16 protein-coding genes are annotated in these 17,266 nt (G+C 67.9%); 13 read left to right on the top strand and 3 right to left on the bottom strand.

The window, feature by feature from the left end; all coding sequences use genetic code 11:
- Positions 1–251: 251 nt before the first annotated feature.
- From QYL93_RS19850 to QYL93_RS19840, 3 genes are all read left to right on the top strand, one after another.
- On the top strand, positions 252–2,039 hold the full coding sequence (locus QYL93_RS19850; RefSeq protein WP_370877007.1) for a diguanylate cyclase domain-containing protein: 1,788 nt from the start codon (positions 252–254) through the stop codon (positions 2,037–2,039).
- Between the two features lie 2 nt (positions 2,040–2,041).
- Positions 2,042–3,835, top strand: a complete 1,794-nt coding sequence (locus QYL93_RS19845; protein ID WP_305745258.1) for a diguanylate cyclase — start codon at positions 2,042–2,044, stop codon at positions 3,833–3,835.
- Between the two features lie 104 nt (positions 3,836–3,939).
- Positions 3,940–5,439, top strand: a complete 1,500-nt coding sequence (locus QYL93_RS19840) for an FAD-binding oxidoreductase (protein WP_305745257.1) — start codon at positions 3,940–3,942, stop codon at positions 5,437–5,439.
- 12 nt (positions 5,440–5,451) lie between these two features.
- On the opposite strand, the gene QYL93_RS19835 is transcribed toward QYL93_RS19840, so the two are convergent.
- A complete protein-coding gene (locus QYL93_RS19835) occupies positions 5,452–6,780 on the bottom strand; it encodes a diguanylate cyclase domain-containing protein (protein ID WP_305745256.1) in 1,329 nt (442 codons plus the stop codon).
- Positions 6,781–6,916: 136 nt separating this feature from the next.
- The gene (locus QYL93_RS19830) at positions 6,917–7,741 is read right to left on the bottom strand and encodes an undecaprenyl-diphosphate phosphatase (RefSeq protein WP_305745255.1); all 825 of its coding nucleotides are present in this window, start codon (positions 7,739–7,741) and stop codon (positions 6,917–6,919) included.
- A gap of 206 nt (positions 7,742–7,947) precedes the next feature.
- On the opposite strand from QYL93_RS19830, the gene QYL93_RS19825 reads away from it, so the two are divergent.
- The 8 genes from QYL93_RS19825 (at position 7,948) to QYL93_RS19790 (ending at position 14,095) form a co-directional block, all read left to right on the top strand.
- Positions 7,948–8,358, top strand: coding sequence for a DUF2306 domain-containing protein (locus QYL93_RS19825; RefSeq protein WP_305745254.1), 411 nt, complete (start codon positions 7,948–7,950; stop codon positions 8,356–8,358).
- Between the two features lie 47 nt (positions 8,359–8,405).
- On the top strand, positions 8,406–8,981 hold the full coding sequence (locus tag QYL93_RS19820) for a DUF6622 family protein (RefSeq protein WP_305745253.1): 576 nt from the start codon (positions 8,406–8,408) through the stop codon (positions 8,979–8,981).
- A 34-nt stretch (positions 8,982–9,015) separates the two neighbouring features.
- Positions 9,016–9,312: a 2TM domain-containing protein gene (locus tag QYL93_RS19815; RefSeq protein WP_305745252.1), complete on the top strand. Its 297-nt coding sequence runs from the start codon at positions 9,016–9,018 to the stop codon at positions 9,310–9,312.
- Positions 9,313–9,343: 31 nt separating this feature from the next.
- Positions 9,344–10,417 carry a dienelactone hydrolase gene (locus tag QYL93_RS19810; protein ID WP_305745251.1) on the top strand — a complete coding sequence of 358 codons (1,074 nt, stop codon included), beginning with the start codon at positions 9,344–9,346 and terminating at the stop codon, positions 10,415–10,417.
- Between the two features lie 75 nt (positions 10,418–10,492).
- Entirely contained in the window at positions 10,493–10,789 is a 297-nt protein-coding gene (locus QYL93_RS19805; RefSeq protein ID WP_305745250.1) for a 2TM domain-containing protein, read from the top strand.
- Between the two features lie 12 nt (positions 10,790–10,801).
- Positions 10,802–11,869 (top strand): sensor histidine kinase, encoded by a 1,068-nt coding sequence (locus QYL93_RS19800; protein WP_305745249.1) that lies wholly within the window; start codon positions 10,802–10,804, stop codon positions 11,867–11,869.
- Positions 11,866–12,696: a LytTR family DNA-binding domain-containing protein gene (locus tag QYL93_RS19795; protein WP_305745248.1), complete on the top strand. Its 831-nt coding sequence runs from the start codon at positions 11,866–11,868 to the stop codon at positions 12,694–12,696. The genes QYL93_RS19800 and QYL93_RS19795 overlap by 4 nt, the downstream gene beginning before the upstream one ends.
- 124 nt (positions 12,697–12,820) lie before the next feature.
- Entirely contained in the window at positions 12,821–14,095 is a 1,275-nt protein-coding gene (locus QYL93_RS19790; RefSeq protein WP_305745247.1) for a putative Na+/H+ antiporter, read from the top strand.
- Here QYL93_RS19790 and QYL93_RS19785 read toward each other — a convergent pair whose 3' ends face one another.
- Positions 14,096–14,707 (bottom strand): glutathione S-transferase family protein, encoded by a 612-nt coding sequence (locus QYL93_RS19785; protein WP_305745246.1) that lies wholly within the window; start codon positions 14,705–14,707, stop codon positions 14,096–14,098.
- A gap of 125 nt (positions 14,708–14,832) precedes the next feature.
- On the opposite strand from QYL93_RS19785, the gene QYL93_RS19780 reads away from it, so the two are divergent.
- Together QYL93_RS19780 and QYL93_RS19775 are read left to right on the top strand one after the other, a co-directional pair.
- Complete coding sequence (locus QYL93_RS19780) at positions 14,833–15,801, top strand: YafY family protein (RefSeq protein WP_305745245.1); 969 nt, start codon at positions 14,833–14,835, stop codon at positions 15,799–15,801.
- A 133-nt stretch (positions 15,802–15,934) separates the two neighbouring features.
- Positions 15,935–17,251 carry a hypothetical protein gene (locus tag QYL93_RS19775; protein ID WP_305745244.1) on the top strand — a complete coding sequence of 439 codons (1,317 nt, stop codon included), beginning with the start codon at positions 15,935–15,937 and terminating at the stop codon, positions 17,249–17,251.
- The last annotated feature ends 15 nt before the right edge of the window (positions 17,252–17,266 follow it).

Here is a 17,266-nt window from a genome sequence, read left to right as displayed (position 1 = left end):
CCCGCCTTGCTCGCCACCCCAGCCCCAGCCGGCTTTCAGCACGCCACCCCGTTCTGAATGCATACTGGGCGCCGAACGACCACGCAGACAGGCCTCCTGCCTCCCCGAACACGCCCTGCACGCCTTCCGACTTCCATGTCCAGTGCCCTGCCCATCCCTCCCCTGGCCGCTTGTCCGGCATGGTGGCGCCCTCGCGCCGGCGACAGGGCCAGGAGCGCGCGCGGCACCGCCCCCTCCCCTCTCCACCGCCCATGAGCATGCAGCACCGGTCTCCGTACCCAACGGCACACTGCGCCCTGGCTGCGGTGGTGGCGCTGCTGCTGTGCCTGCTCATACTGCTGGTGCCCCAGAAGGCGCATGCGGCCACGCCGCTGGTGCTCACATCCGAGGCCCATAGTCTGGATGCGTGGAAGGTGATCACCCTGCAGCCCGATGCCTCGCGCGCGCTGTCGGCAACCGACATGCTCGGGCGGCTGGACGGGTTCGAGGCCCCGCCCCGGCGCGGCGGCTCGATCGGCACGCACCAGGAGGCCATGTGGCTGCGCATTCCGCTGGCCGTGCCCGAGGCGCCCACCAACCAGTGGGTCGTCAACATCGACTACGGCGCCCTGCAGGAGGTGGACATCTACCTCACCAGCCAGGGCCAGGTGCTGCAGCAGGCATTGCTGGGCTACCTTCGCGTGCCCGGCAAGGCATCGGGCGCCAGCAGAACCCCGGGCCTGGCCCTGAACCTGCAGGCGGGGCAAGCCTACGACGTGCTCATCCGCGTGCGCACGCTGGGCCCGATGATCCTGCCCATCACGGTCAGCGAGGCCCCCTACCGCCTGAAGATGGCCTTGCGCGAGCAGATGCTGCAGGGCCTGCTCAATGGCCTGGCTTTCTGGTTGCTGCTGTACAGCGTGCTCCAGTGGGTGGGCCAGCGCGACCGCCTGTTTGCCTGCTATGCACTGGTGGTGCTGGGCAGTGCCGGCTTTTCACTGCAGTTCTTCGGTATCGGCGTGCAGTTTCTCTGGCCGGGCAGCGTGTGGATGGAAATGCATGGGGCCATCATCTTTGGCCTGGTGGCGCTGGTGGGCTCCTTCCTCTTTCTGCGCCAGGCGATGGCGGGCGACGCCCCGCACAGCCGCTATGCCCGCACCATGCAAGGCGGCGCCGCACTCACGGCCCTGGTGTGCCTGGCCTTCGTGTTGGACCTGCTGAGCGTCAAGGCAGCCACAATCTTCATGAGTCTGTTCGGCCTGTTGCCGACCCTGCTAAGCCTGCCCGCAGCGCTGCGCCAGACACGCCAGGGAAACCCCATCGGTGCCACGCTGCTGGTGGCCTGGACCGTCTACGGCGCGGCGGCTGCCACGATGGCGGCGCTGGTCCATGGCCTGGTGCCCGTGAACTTCTGGACGCTGCACGCCTTCCAGTTCGGTGCCACGGTGGACATGCTGCTCTTTCTGCGCGTGCTGGGGCTGCGCTCCGAGGCGTTGCGCAAGGCCACGCTCAATGCCCTGCGCGAACGCGACGTGATGCGCTCGCTGGCCCATACCGACCCGCTCACGGGCCTGCCCAACCGCCGCGGCATGCAGATCGCGCTGAATTCTGCACTCCAGCAGTGCGCGCCCAACCGCATGGTGGCGGTGTTCCTGCTGGACCTGGACGGTTTCAAGCCCGTCAACGACACGCATGGCCACGACGTGGGCGATGACCTTCTGGTGGCGGTGGGGCAGCGGCTGCAGAACAACGTGCGGCGCCAGACCGATGTGGTGGCGCGCCCCGGTGGCGATGAATTCATCATCCTGGCCCCCGAGCTCACCCGGCCCGAGCAGGCGCGAGAGATCGGCGAAGGCCTGCTGCAGGCCTTCAGCGAACCGTTCACGCTGCGCGACCTGCGCGTGAGCGTGGGGCTGACCATCGGCTACGTGCTGGCCCCCTTCGACGGCAAGGACGTGCGCGAGCTCATCAGCAAGGCCGATGCCGCCATGTACAAGGGCAAGCAGACCGGCAAGCACTGCCTGCTGCGCGGTGACGTCCCCATGGCACTCGCGTCCTGACCATGCAAGCCGTCGCACGCCACCGCACCGACCGCCCGCTGCCTGCATTGCGCAGGTTCTGGCTGGTCGCAGCATGGTTGCTGCTGGGCCTGCTGGCGGGCGCCGGCAAGGCCCATTCGGCAGAGCCCCTGGTGCTGCACGACAGCAAGGCATCCCTGGAGCTGTGGCCCGCAGTCACCATGCTCTCCGACCCCACGCTCAAGCTGGGGCTGGAAGAAGTGCTTGCGCGCGCAGGTGGCTTCACCCCCCCTCCGTCCAAGGGCGCCACGCTGGGGGTGCGCTCGGACGCCATCTGGCTGCGCGCTCCGCTGCTGGTGCACCTCACCTCCGACGGGCGCTGGACACTGGACGTCAACCACCCGGACCTCAACCGCATCGACGTCTACGTGCTCAGTGCCGGCCATGTGACCAAGCACGTCGTTCTGGGCAGCCTGCAGCCTTATTCGGAGCGCCCGCTGCAAAGCCGCTCGCATGCGGTCGCGCTCGAATTTCTGCCTGGCCAGCAGTACGAGCTGCTGATGCGCGTGGAAACACGGGCGGCCATGATCCTGCCGATCACGCTCAACAAATCCTCCGCCATGCTCGCCACGGCGGTGGACGAGCAGATGCTGCAGGGCGTGCTCACGGGCCTGGCGTTGTGCCTGCTGATCTACAGCCTGGCCCAGTGGACCAGCCTGCGCGAGCCGCTGTTCATCTTCTATGCGATGCTGATCACCGGCAGCCTGATGTTCTCGCTGCACCTGTTCGGCATCGGCCGGCAGTACCTTTGGAGCAACAGCCTGTGGTTCACCGAGCATGCGGCGGGGCTGTCGGCCTTGCTGGCGACCTGTGGCTCCTTCCTGTTCATCAGCCAGGCACTGGCCGGGGACCGGCCCAAGAGCCGCTTCCTGCGCGCCATGCGCTGCGGCGCCGCGCTGTGCGTGCTGCTGGGCCTGGCCTACAGCCTGGACGTGCTGAGCACGCGCGCTATCGCAGCCATCGTCAGCATCCTGGGCCTGGTGCCCGCGCTCATGGGCATTCCGGGCGCGGTGCGCAAGGCCATCGCAGGCGACGGCGTCGGCACCAGCCTGCTGCTGGCCTGGCTGATCTATTTCGTGACCACGGCAGTCATGATCGGCGTCATCAACGGCTGGGTGCCGGTCAATTTCTGGACCCTGCACTCCTTCCAGTTCGGCGCCACCATCGACATGCTGCTGTTCATGCGCGTGCTGGGCCTGCGCACGCACGCCCTGCAGCTGGAGGCCCTGCATGCCAACCGCGAGCGCGACGCCATGCACTCGCTGGCCCACACCGACCCGCTCACTGGCCTGCCCAACCGCCGGGGGCTGAACATGGCCCTGGCCGCCGCCCTGCCCCGCTGCAGCAAGAGCGACCTGCTGGCCGTTTACATGATGGACCTCGATGGCTTCAAACCCGTGAATGACCAGCACGGCCACGATGTCGGCGACGAGCTGCTGGTGGCCGTGACGCGCCGACTGCAGGGCCATGTGCGGCAAAGCGACGTGGTGGCGCGCCTGGGCGGCGATGAATTCGTGGTGATGGCCGGCCACATGTCCAGCACCCAGCAGGCACACGAACTGGGGCTCAAGCTGCTCGACGCCTTTCGCCTGCCCTTCTCGCTCGGGAGCATCCAGGTCCACGTGGGCCTGACCGTCGGCTATGCCATCGCCCCCGACGACAGCAGCGACGCCGCAGGCCTGCTCAAGCTCGCGGACGCGGCCATGTACAGCGGCAAGCAGAGCGGCAAGTTCTGCCTGCGCCGCAATACCGGGGACCTGGCACTTTCGTCAGCATAGGCGGCCGCGCCGGGGCGCACTGCACCTGGGGAATCCATTGCTGGTCAAACGGTGTGGGTTCCGTTACACAGGAGGCCTCGCAACTTCCCAACGGATCCTGTGCCATGGCCCATCGCAAAAGTCCCGCCCGCATTGCCAAAGCTGCGCGTGTCGCGCAATTCCATGCCCTTGCCGCCTCGGCAGCCGATGCGGCGGGAGGCGTCGGCGAGGCCTCCGACACCGCGATCGCGCTGGAATCGCTGGCCCATCTGGAGCACATGCTGGTGGGCCGGGTGGTGCTGCCGTCGAGCCCCGACTACGACACGGCCCGCCAGGAATCCAACCCCGCCTTCCAGTCGTTTCCCAAGATCATCGTCTACTGCGCGGTCGAGAACGATGTGCTCGAATGCCTGGCCGTGGCGCGCAAGTACAAGGTGCCCGTGGCCGTGCGCTGCGGCGGGCACAGCACGGCCGGCTACTCGGTCAACAACGGCATGGTGATCGACCTGAGCGACATCCAGGGCGTGGTGCTGGACCCGCCGAACCAGCGCGTGTACGTGCGGCCAGGCACCGATTTCGACCACTTCAACGGGGCCATGAACCACACCGGCTGGCACGTGCCCACCGGCGCCTGCGGCAGCGTCTGCGTGGGCGGCTTCGTGCAGGGCGGGGGCTACGGCTACACCTCGCGGCGCTATGGCATCCAGAGCGACCTGGTGGAGTCGCTGCGCGTGGCGCTGGCCGACGGCAGCATCGTGACGGCCAGCGAAAGTGAGAACCCCTTGCTGTACTGGTCCATGCGCGGAGGCACGGGCGGCAACTTCGGCGTGCTGTTGCAGGTCACCTACAGCATGGTTCCGCTGGACACGGTGTGGGCCTGGTCCATCGGCTGGGACATGTCAGAGGCCGCCAGCGTGCTGACCATGATGCAGCAGCGGTACATGCAAAGCGGCGCGCCCGATGCGCTCGGCTACATGATGAACCTGGGCTACTACGGCGGCAAGCCGGTGGCCATGGTGCAGGGCATGTTCTGCGGCACGCGCGAGGCCGGTCTGCAGGCGATTGCACCGCTCATGGCCATACCCAGCGCACAGCTGCTGGTGGACAAGACCGGCACCTACCCGGACATGAACATCTGGCTCGAAGACCACCCCTATTCGCTGCCCGACAACCTGCCCGATGGCATTGCCGAAAGCAAGGCCTCGGGCTACATCAGCCGCCCGCTCACGCCTGCGGACTGGCAGTCCATCATCGACTACTTCCTGACCTCGCCCAACCAGTGGTCACTGGCCTATCTGGAGCCCTATGGCGGCGCCATCAACCGCTATCCCATCGAGGCCAGCGCCTTCATCCACCGCCGTGTGGATGCCGACCTGGTGGTGGACGTGTTCTGGCGCGACCCCGCAGAGCGTGCGCAGACCGAGGCCTGGCTGGCCGGCTTCATGAAGCTGGTGCAACCCTTCCTGAACGGGCATGTGTACCAAAACTACCCCGATGCCAGCCTGCAGGATTTCGAAGACGCCTATTTCGGCCCGGCCTACCCCACCTTGCAGCAGGCCAAGAAGCAGTACGACCCGACCAACTTCTTCAAATACCAGCAGAGCATCCGTCTGCCCGCTGAATAGGCACACGCGCGCTCAGGTCTGCTGCAGTGCGCGCTCGGCGTAGTGCAGCCGTCCCTTGCCCGCGCGCTTGGCGGCGTACATGGCCTGGTCGGCGCGGTTCATCAAGGCATCGGTCTCCCCTTCCAGCGGGGGATGCACCGCCACACCGATGCTGGCACCAATGCGCAGCTCGCGGCCCTGCACCCACATGGGCTCCTGCAGCGCGTGGATGATGCGCTGGCCGATGCCGTCGGTAACGTCGCGCGTGACCTCGCGGTCGAGCATGACCAGGAACTCGTCGCCCCCCAAGCGGGCGATGGTGTCGCCAGCACGCACCATGGAAGAAAGCCGCTGGGCCACCGTGCGCAGCACTTCGTCGCCCGTCCGGTGGCCTTCCGTGTCGTTGACGTTCTTGAAGCCGTCCAGGTCGATGAACAGCAGGGCCACCGAGCCTGCGTTGTGGCGCACCTGGGCCAGCGATTGTTCGAGACGGCTGTGGAACGCTGCGCGGTTGTACAGCCCGGTCAGTGAGTCATGGTTGGCCAGGTAGTGCTGCTGGCGCGCGATCTGGATCTTGGCAGAGACATCCTGCACCAGGGCCATGATGGAAGTGACGCGGCCTTCGGCATCGGTCAGCGCGGAGTTGAACCATTCGCAATGCACCTCGAAGCCATCGTGCCGCGTGAAACTGGTCTCTGCTCGGTTTTGCGCCTCCTGCCCCGCCTGAAGCCGCTGCAGGGCCTGGTGCAGGCCCTCGTCCGACACGTCGCCCAGCAGTTGCGTGAGCGACTGCCCCTCCAGGTGTGCAACGGGCAACCAGCCCATCAATTGCACCGCCCGCTGCGAGCAATGTAGCAAGCGCAGGTCCTGGTCCATCTCCAGCACCGCCAGCGGGCTGTTCTCCATGTGCGACGACAGCCGCTGGTTGGCCGCGCGCAGGGCGTTCATGGTGACCTGCAGTTCATGCACATCGAGCGCGGTGGTGATGAAGCCTTCAATGACGCCGTTGCGGGCGGGCCAGGGCGTCAGGCAAATAGTGCGCCATTCGTCAAAGCCGTACGGGGTCCGAAGCAGGCGCTGGTACTGCACACGCTCGCCGCCAAGCACCCGCTCGACAAACGGCATGAAGCGCGCCGCGTCGCTTTCACCGTAGATGTCAACGATAGTCCTGCCGACCAGACGCTCCGGCGTGCTGCCAAACCAGCGCGCGTATTCCTCGTTCACATAGATCATTTGCAGGCTGCGGTCCACAGCGGCGAGGGTTGCACCCGCACTGCGCGTGATCAGATCGAGCAACTCCTCCTGGGACCAGTCCGTATGCCTGGTGAGTGGGGGCAGAATCTCTGGCTCGTCTGGCGTCATGTGGAGAAAGTCCCGGGGGCGAGGATCGTCTACTGGCAGGCCGAAAGCAAAGGTCGCGCTGGCGGGTAGCGCAACCATAAGTTACAGCTTATCACTTTCGCAGCCCGCCCATGGCTGCGACATACCCTCAAATCCGCTACTCGGCCCAGCGCACCCAGCCCCCCCAGGCCGTGATCAGCACCACCATGCCGAAGACGATGCGGTAATAGGCAAACGGCACGAAGCTGTGGCTGCTGATGTAGCGCAGCAGCCAGCGCACACACAGCCAGGCGCTGAAGAACGAGAACACCAGCCCGACCGCGAACATCGGGATGTCGGCCACGGACAGCAGGGCACGCTCCTTGTACAGGCTGTACACGCCGGCACCGATCAGCGTGGGCATGGCCAGGAAGAACGAGAAATCCGTGGCAGCCTTGCGCGACAGCCCGAGCAGCATGCCGCCGATGATGGTGGCGCCGCTGCGGCTGGTGCCCGGCACCATGGCCAGGCACTGCACCAGGCCGACCTTGAGGGCATCGAGCGGGCTCATGTCGTCCACCTCGTGGATGCGGGTGGCGCCCGCCGGGCGCTTTTCGGCCCAGAGGATCACGAAGCCGCCCAGGATGAAGGTACTGGCCACCACCACCGGGATGAAAAGGTGCGCCTTGATGGCCTTGCCCAGCAGCAGGCCCAGCACCACCGCCGGCAAAAAACCGATGAGCACGTTGAGCACCAGGCGCTGCGCGCTGCGCTCGCGGGGCAGCGCCACCAGGGTGGAACGGATCTTCTGCCAGTAGACCAGGATGACCGCGAAGATGGCGCCGGTCTGGATGGCAATGTCGAACACCTTGGCCTTGGCATCGTCGAAGCCGAGCAGGGAGCCTGCAAGGATCAGGTGGCCGGTGGAGGAGATGGGGAGAAATTCGGTCAGGCCTTCGACCACGCCCATGAGGGCGGCCTTGGCCAGCAAAACGAGGTCCACGCGTGCGTCCTTTTGGCCCACAGGGCCGGCAAAGCTGCCGATTATCCCTGCCGACCGTCCCCGGCCGGCGCCAAAACACCTGCACTTTGCTCCGGTCCGCTGCATTTCGCTCCCTCGCCTGTGCATTTCATCGCAGGCCGGTGGCAGGCCCGCAAGGGGATCGGCACAGTACGCCCATCGCTGAAACCTGCCCCCAGGAGCCCACCATGCAGATCACCCCCGTCATCGCCATCCACATGGCCGCCGCGCTGGCCGCCGTCGCCATCGGCCCGCTGGCCCTGTGGGCACGCAGGAGCCGCGACCAGCGCCCGCGCCTGCACCGCGCAGCCGGCTATGCCTGGGTCACGCTGATGGTGGCGGTCGCCTTGTCGGCCGTGTTCATCAGCGGCGACAAGGGCCCGCGCCTGGGCGGCTTCGGCCTGATCCACCTGCTGATCCCCATCACCCTGGGCCTGGTCGCCCTGTCGTTCCACTTCCTGGTGCGCGGCAACGTGACGGCGCACCGCCGGATCATGCAGGGCACCTACATCGGCTCGTGCCTCGTGGCCGGTGCCTTCACCCTGCTGCCCAACCGCCTGCTCGGCCAGTGGCTCTGGAGCCAGTTGGGCATCGCCTGACCACCCACCCACCGCCCACTTTTCGTCCCCCTCACCGGAGCAACGCCATGATCATCGACCTTCTCATCCACCACCCTGAAGCCCTTGGCACCGTGCTGCAGAAGACCCCCACCTGGGTCTGGGGCCTGCTCGCCGGGCTCCTCGCACTGGGCGGCAGCCAACTGGTGGCCCGCAGCGCCAGCCTGACCCGCGTGGCGGTGATGCCCGTGGCCATGACCCTGTTCTCGGTTTATGGGCTGGTGTCGGCCTTCGGCAGCTCCGGCCAGGTGCTGGGCGCCCTGGCCGCCTGGATGGCTGCGGCCGCCGTCGTGGCCACCCTCACCCTGGCGCTGTGGCCTACCCCTCCGACCGGCACCCTCTACCTGGCCGCCTCGCGCAGCTTTCACATTCCCGGCAGCCCGCTGCCCCTGCTGCTGATCCTGGGCATCTTTTTGACCAAGTACCTGGTCGGCATCGAAATGGCCATGCAGCCCACCCTGGTGCACGACGCCACCTTCGACCTGGAGATCGCGGCACTCTACGGCGTGTTCAACGGCCTGTTCATCGCCCGCTCGGCCCGCTTGTGGTGCTTGGCCAGGGCGCCCCGGGCGGTGGCCACCGCATCCGACCACGCTGCTGCCTGATTCGCACTTCAGCCCCCTTCCAAGGAGATCAACCATGTCCCGTCGCTACCCACTGTCCAACGACCCCATCGAAAACCTGGCCCGCAGGCGCGCCGGCGCCAAGTTCGGCTGGTTCATCCATGCCACCGTGTATGTACTGGTCAACCTGCTGCTGGTATCGCTGTCGCTGTCCAGCGGCCGGCACTGGGCGGTGTTCCCCCACGCCGGCTGGGGCATCGGCCTGCTGGTGCACGGCATGGTGGTGTTCTTCCTGGCCGGTGGCTCGGGCCTGCACGAACGCCTGGTGCAGACAGAGCGCAACCGAATCGCCCAGAACAACAACCGCCCCTAAGAACATCCAGACGACCGAAGGACACCCTCTCATGAAGCACCAGCGCATCTTTCGAGTATTTGCGGGCCTGCTGGCCTTGTCTGCAGGCGTCGCACAGGCCGGAGTAGGCCTCCACGAAATTCCGGGCATGGAGGGCGATGGCCCGGTGACCGTGTACTACCCCTCCAGCGCCACCGACCAGCCGCTGCAACGCGGCCCCTTCACTCTGCAGGCAGCCTGGAAGGGCGCACCCGTGGCCGGCAATGGCCGGCTGGTGGTGATCTCGCACGGCTCGGGCGGCAACCCCTGGGTCCACTCCGACCTGGCGCGCGGCCTGGTGGGCGCGGGCTTTGTGGTGGCCATGCCCGAGCATGCCGGCGACAACGCCAAAGACCCCTCCACCCCCGGCCCCGAGAGCTGGAAGAAGCGGCCTGCCGAGGTCTCCCGCGCCATCGACGCCGTGGCGCGGGACGCCGCCCTGACGCCCCTGCTCGCGCTGGACCGGGTGGGCATGTATGGCATGTCGGCCGGCGGCCATACGGCGCTGAGCCTGGCGGGGGGACGCTGGTCACCGGCACTCTTCAAACAGCATTGCGAGGCCCACATCGCCGACGACTTCGCCACCTGCGTAGGCCTGTTCACCGAGCTCAAGGGCAATTTCCTCGATGGCGTGAAGAAGACCGTGGCACTAGGCGTGATCCGCCAACGCTTTGACGATGCCGCCTGGCAGGTGCATACCGATCCCCGCATCGCGGCCGTGGTGTCGGGCGTGCCTGCCGCAGCCGACTTCGACATGGAGTCGCTGGCAAAGCCACGCATCCCGCTGGCGCTGATCACCTCGGGCAAGGACCTGTGGCTGGTGCCACGCTTTCACAGCGACCGCGTGATACAGGCCTGTGCCGAGCGCTGCACCGTGCTGGCCGCCCTGCCCGACGCCGGCCACGGCGCCCTGCTCTCGCCCCAGCCCCCCGTGGATCGGATGTCCGCACTGGCCGCACGCCTGCTGGGCGACCCACCGGGGTTTGACCGCAGCCTGATGGGTGCGGTGGATGTAGAGATCGTGCGCTACTTCGAGCGGCATCTGCTGGCGCCCGCGTCCGTGCGGGCACGGGGGCAGACCCCGTAACGCAGGCCTGATTAGGCATCGGCCTGCGCCCACGCCTGCTGACACCGCGCTACCAAGCCTAGAATAACCCTATCCATGACCGCACCCCTGACCCCTGAAGCCATCGAGCAACTCGCCCGCAAACGCGCAGGCGCCAAGCTCGGCTGGTACATGCACGCTGCCTTCTATGTGGCGGTGAATCTGGTGCTGTTCTCCGTATCGCGCTACGGCTTTGGCAACCGGCCCTGGTCGGTGTACCCGCTGCTGGGCTGGGGGCTGGGGCTGGCGCTGCACGGCGTCTCGGTCTTCGTGCTGGGCACCGGCAGCGGCCTGCGCGAACGCATGGTGCAAAAAGAGCGCGAGCGGCTGCTGCGCCAGCGCGACGGCGGTTGACGGCACGCCACCATGAAGATCGACTGGATCGACAAGCTGCAGCGCCTGTTGCAGACTTTGGCATTCTGTCTGGCGATTTCAGCCATACAGTACGCTTTTCAGCCTGAGAAGCCCTACGACATCCCGGCGCGCTATTCGCTGGCCATCGGCACGCTGACCTGGGCGCTGGTTGATTTCGGGCGCCACCTGTTCCCCTCCAGCGAGGACTATGGCTGGCCCCGGGGAATTCCGGGCATCGCCCTGCCGGTCGTGGGCATCGTGCTTGGGTACCTGGGTGGCACCGTGCTGGCGGATTGGTGGTGTGGCATCTCGTCATGGGAAAACCCTGGCCGTGCGCAGTTGCGCATCTCCATCGGCATCACCGTGCTGGCGGGCACCGCTATCTGCTACTACTTCTACATGAATGGCAAAAGCGCCTGGCTGCAGGCGCGCATGACCGAGGTGCACAGCCAGGCCACCGAAGCCCAGCTCAAGCTGCTGGAGACACAGCTCGAACCCCACATGCTGTTCAACACTCTTGCCAACCTGCGCATGCTGATTGGCACCGACCCGCTGCGCGCGCAGGACATGCTGGACCGCATGATCGCCTACCTGCGCGCCACGCTGAGCGCATCGCGCAGCACGCAGCACCCGCTGGCCGACGAGTTCCAGCGCCTGGCCGACTACCTGGAGCTCATGGCAGTGCGCATGGGGCCGCGACTGGCTTACACGCTGGACCTGCCCGAGGCCTTGCGCGAGGTGCCCGTGCCCCCGCTGCTGCTGCAGCCGCTGGTGGAAAACGCCATCCGCCACGGGCTGGAGCCCGAAGTGGAAGGCGGCCACATCACCGTGCAGGCGCGCACACAGGCCGGCCCCAGGGGCCGGATGCTGCTGGTGCTGCAGGTGAGCGACACTGGCGCCGGGCTGGACGCCGCGCGCCCCTCTGCATCCACGACACCGGGCACCAGTTTCGGACTGACCCAGGTGCGCGAGCGCCTGGCCACGCTGCATGGCGAGGCCGGGCAGTTCGCGCTGGCCGCCCATGCGCCCCGGGGTACCAGCGCCACCATCACCTTTCCCTTGACTACGAGCCCGGCATGAACACCCCCACCGTGCGCGCCCTGATCGCCGAAGACGAACCCCTGCTGGCCATGGCCCTGCAGCAGGAGCTGGCCCGCGCCTGGCCGGCGCTGCAGATCGCCGCCACCGTGGGCGATGGCCTCTCGGCCGTGCGCCAAGCGCTGGCGCTGCAGCCCGAGGTGCTGTTCTTCGACATCCGCATGCCGGGCCAGAGCGGGCTGGACGCCGCCGTAGAGCTGGCCGATGCCTGGCCTGCGGACAAGCCCTTCCCGGCCCTGGTGTTCGTGACGGCCTACGACCAATACGCCGTGCAGGCCTTCGAGGCCCAGGCGGTGGACTACCTGCTCAAGCCGGTGCAGGCCGCGCGCCTGCAGAAGACCGTGCAAAAGCTGCAGCAGGCGCTGGCCTCCCAGGCCCCTGCGGCCAGCGCGCTCGAAGCCACCATGGCCCAGTTGCGCCACCTGCTGGCGGCGCCCAGTTTGGCGGCCACTGCCCCCGCCCCTGCGGCAGGCAACCCCGCTGGGCCCCTCACCTTGATCCAGGCCAGCAGCGGCAGCCAGATCCACATGGTGCCGGTGGCCGAGGTGCTGTACTTCGAGGCCGCCGACAAATACGTGCGCGTGCTCACGGCGGAGCGCGAGTTCCTGATCCGCACGCCGCTCAAGGAGCTCACGGAGCAGCTCGACACCAGCGTGTTCTGGCAGATCCACCGCAGCACCCTGGTGCGCGCCAGCGCTATCACCACGGTGACGCGCGACGAGGCCGGCAAGCTGCACCTGGCCCTCTCGGGCCGCCTCGAGAGGCTGGCCGTGAGCCGGCTGTACGCACACCTGTTCAAGGCCATGTAAAGTCCGTGCCGGGCCGCGTGCACGCGCGCTCTGGTAAAATCAGCGCTGGGTGTACATGCCGCAGGGGCATGGCAGGTTCATGCGTCGGTCGGGCCGCCACGCGGCTTTTTTGCGACTGGATCCCATGCATTCCCACGCCATCCAATGGATTGCGGCCAGCCTTTTCGGCATTGCCCTGCTCCACACCTTCGCTGCCAAGCAGTTCGAACGCCTCTCCCACCGCTATCCCCGCCATGCCGGGCTGTTCCATCTGCTGGGCGAGGTGGAAGTGGTGTTCGGCTTCTGGGCCATCGTGCTGGTGCTGGCCATGGCCTTCGTGTCGGGTGGCGCGCAGGCGCTGGACTACGCCGAATCGCGCAACTACACCGAGCCCCTGTTCGTCTTCGTGGTGATGGTGATCGCCGCATCCCGCCCGGTGCTGCGCACCGTGATGGCCGCCGTGGATGCCATCGCGCGCCTGGTGCCCGTGCCCACCCCGCTGGCCACCGCCTGGCTCGGCCTGGCCGCCGTGCCGCTGCTCGGCTCGCTGATCACCGAGCCCGCCGCCATGACCATCGCGGCGCTCATGCTGGCGCCGCAGATCTTTCGCCCGGCCGTGCCCGAGCCCGTGAAGTACATCGCGCTCGGGGTGCTGTTCGTCAATGTGTCCATCGGCGGCACGCTCACCTCCTATGCCGCCCCCCCGGTGCTGATGGTGGCCACCACCTGGCAGTGGGACAGTGCCTTCATGCTGGCCACTTTCGGCTGGAAGGCGGCGCTGGCCGTACTGGTCAATGCCACAGCCTGCGCCGTGGTGCTGCGCAGGCACCTTCAGGCAGCCGACGACCCGGCGGTACCGGACGCAGGCGGGCAAGGCTCGAACGCGCCGGTCCCCGTTACCGTGGTGGCCGTGCACCTGGCGCTGCTGGCCGGGGTGGTGCTGTTTGCGCACCATCCCGTCGTCTTTCTGGGCCTGTTCCTGATGTTCCTGGGCTATTCGCAAGCCTATGAGCGCCACCAGAGCCCGCTCATCATCAAGGAGGCCCTGCTGGTGGGCTTCTTCCTCGCCGGGCTGGTGGTGCTGGGCGGCATGCAGCAGTGGTGGCTGCAGCCCATCGTTGCCGGCCTGCCACCGCTGGCCCTGTTTGCCGGCGCCCTGGGCCTGACGGCCATCACCGACAACGCGGCGCTGACCTACCTGGGCTCGCTCATCGAAGGCATCTCAGACCCCGCCAAGTACATGCTGGTCGCCGGTGCCGTGGCCGGGGGAGGCCTCACGGTGATTGCCAACGCCCCCAACCCGGCCGGCGTGGCACTGCTCAAACGCGGCTTTGCCGACGAGACGATCGGCGCAGGCGGCCTGCTGCTCGGTGCACTGGCACCCACGGCAGTGGCAGCCGCCGCGTTCCTGCTGCTGTGATCAATCGGCCTTGAGCTGCATGGCGGGCCGCGCCTGCACGCGTTCCAGCCATGCCTGCACGTGCGGGTGCGCTGCCACCGGCGCACCGACGTAGACGCTGTAGCCGAGGACGGAGCCCACGATCAGGTCCACCAGCGAATAGTCGGCGCCCAGCATCCAGGCCTGTGCGGCCAGGCGGGCATCGAGCAGGGCGAGCAACTGGTCCAGCCCGCTGCGCGCTGCATCCGCATGCACCTCGCTGCGCAAGGCCTCATCGCCCTGCGTGGCCACATGCAGGCGCACCAGCAGGGTGCCGTAGGTCACATAGGCCCAGGTGGCCCAGGACAGGGCCTGCATGCGCTCGGGTGTGCCCTCCTTCGGCCACAGGCCGCGCTCCACACCGTACTGCCCGGCCAGCCAGAAATGGATGGCCAGGGTCTCGAACATGGGGTTGCCGTCCACCACCATGGTGGGCACCTTGCCATTGGGGTTGAGGGCCAGGAACTCGGGGCGGCGCTGGTCGCCGGCCTTCAGGTCCAGCGTGACGCGCTCGTGGGGAATGCCCAGTTCGAGCAGTGCGCTGGCGATGGGGGTGGCGCTGGACATGGGGTGCCAGTAGAGGACGATGGACATGGGAGACTCCTTGAAATGGTTGGTTGACGGGTTCAATCCGTTTCGGCACTGCGCCGGCAACGTGGATGCAATGTAGGATCGATTGCGGACAGATTCCGCCCTCGATTCGGCGTACATTCATTTCCATGCTGTCCTCGTCTTCTCGCCTGCTGCGCGTGCTCTCCCTGCTGCAGACCCGCAGCCACTGGGCCGGTGCCGAGCTGGCCGAGCGCCTGGAGATCCACCCGCGCACCGTGCGCCGCGACATCGACCGGCTGCGCGAGCTGGGCTACCCCATCCACGCCAGCAGCGGCGTGGCCGGCGGCTATGCGTTCCGTGCCGGCCAGGCGCTGCCGCCGCTGCTGCTCGACGACGAGGAGGCGCTGGCCGTGGCGATTGCCCTGCGCCTGGCCACGGCCGGCACCGTGGGCGGGGTGGAGGAAAGCTCGCTGCGCGCCATGGTGAAGCTCGAACAGGTCATGCCCGCGCGCCTGCGCAAGCGCATCGACGCGCTGCGCTCGGCGATCCTGCCCACCGAGCATGTGGGCCCGACCGTGCACGCCGCGGCGCTCTCGGTGCTGGCCACGGCCTGCCGCGACCAGTTGCGCGTGGACTTCGCCTACCTGGACGGCAAGGGCCAGGCCAGCCAGCGCAGCGTGGAGCCGCAGGGCCTGGTGCACAGCGGCCAGCGCTGGTACCTGGTGGCCTGGGACCCGGCGCGCAGCGACTGGCGCACCTTCCGCATCGACCGCATGGCCAGTGATGCGGCGGCGGGTGCCCACTTCGCCCCCCGCGCCGGCCCGGACGGGGGCGACCTGCGCGCCTATGTGTCGCGCTCGGTGGCGCTGACGCAGTACCCGCAGCAGGCGCGCATCATCCTGCACCAGCCGCACGCCACCATGGCACGGCGCATACCACCGTCCGCCGGTGTGCTGGAGGCGCTGGACGACACACGCTGCGTGCTGGCCTGCGGCGCCCACCAGCAAAGCACGCTGGTGCACTGGCTGCTGGCGCTGGACGTGGAGTTCGAGGTGCTGGAGCCGCCGAGCCTGCGCGACCTGCTGCAGGCCGCCACCGAGCGCGTGGCGCGCGGGCTGGCGCGCGGGCGCGCCTGAGCCAGAGCCCGTGTTTTCTGGGCATTTTTCACACCCACGCAGCCCTTTTGCAGATGGCCGCTCAGGCATTGCAGTCCGCGCCCTGTGCCTCTGGCACCATGGTCGTTCCATTCACCGAACTGCCAACGAACCCATGGATTTCGATTCTGTCCTGCCCCTGCTCCAGCGCATCTATGCTTCGGCCAACATGGGCATCGACGACAACGGTCAGACGTTCCACCGCATTCCCGACACCGTGACGGCCCAAGAGCGCCAGCAGCTGGCCGATGCTGGCTGGGAGCCCAACGACCAGGTGCAACTGACGCACGACGAGGCCACCCAGCGTTTGCGCAGCCTGGCCGCGCAGGTGGACCTGCGGCGCGCGGCCGACGCCTTCGTGTCCTCGCTGGGATCGGGCGGGCTGCACTGGCAGGCCGTGCTGCCATCGGTGGCCCTGGGCCTGGCGATGCCGGAGCATGCAATGCAGCCCATGGGCCAGCAAGGGGATCGCTGCGCCATCTGCTTTCACACCGCATCGGCCAAGGACCGCACCCTGCTGGCCTACTTCCGCGGCATCGAAGGCTCGGGCTGGAGCGATGAGGACGGCCCGCTGGGTGCCGTGCTGGCCCTTGAAGACGCACTGAAGCTGCCGCAGGGGCTTTGGCCCCGCCCCACGCCGCGCAACGTCTGGCTGCTGCACCACCTGCTGGACCTGCTGCGCGCCCTGCCCCCAGCCACCCGCTACAGCCAGGCACGCAAAAGCCTCCAGGAGACGAAACTGCTGCGGCCGCACAGGCCCCAGCGCTACGGATCACTGCTCGAAGCGCTGGCGTTCATGGGGGTGCTGGAGACGCCCGAACGCCCCGGCCTGTTCACCCGCTTCACCACAGCGCGCGAACGCGACCAGCGACCCAGCGTGCGCGTGGAAGTGCCCGCGCCGCTGGCCTGGTGGTCGGCGGGCGATGGCACCAACGCCGCCCTGCTGCAGCGCCTGTTCGGCCACCTGGACCGCCCCGAAGCGGAGCCCGCCGCCCCGCCCCCGCCACCCCGTGCCAGGCCTGCGGCGCAGCCCGCCGGAGTTGCCAGGGCACCCCGCGCACTGCCAGGCCCGCTGGCCGCAGGGGACGTGTATGCCGTGCGCTTTCGCGAAGACCTCTGGGGAGCCGCCTACTGCCACGAGGTGAAGCCCGATGCGCGCGGCATCCTGCGCGGCCGCATGGAGTACCTGGACATCCTCTCGCCCACACCGCCCACCGCCGACGCCGTGGCCGGCCGGGGCTTTCGTGACCGCACGCACGACGGCAGCCGCTGGCAGACCTGGTGCGCCGGGCTGGACAAGACCACCGGCGTGAAACGAATCGCCGCGCAGATGCCCGCGCCGCCGCATGCGCAGCCGACGCCAGACCGCATTCCCGTGGGCTCCGCCAAGGAACTCACGCACCTGGCGGCGTGGAACTTTCCACAGCTGTGAACGTACGATACGCAC

Source organism: Acidovorax sp. A1169, from assembly GCF_030704685.1.
Lineage (GTDB): Bacteria > Pseudomonadota > Gammaproteobacteria > Burkholderiales > Burkholderiaceae_C > Acidovorax.
This window is presented reverse-complemented; position numbering and strand designations above follow the sequence as displayed.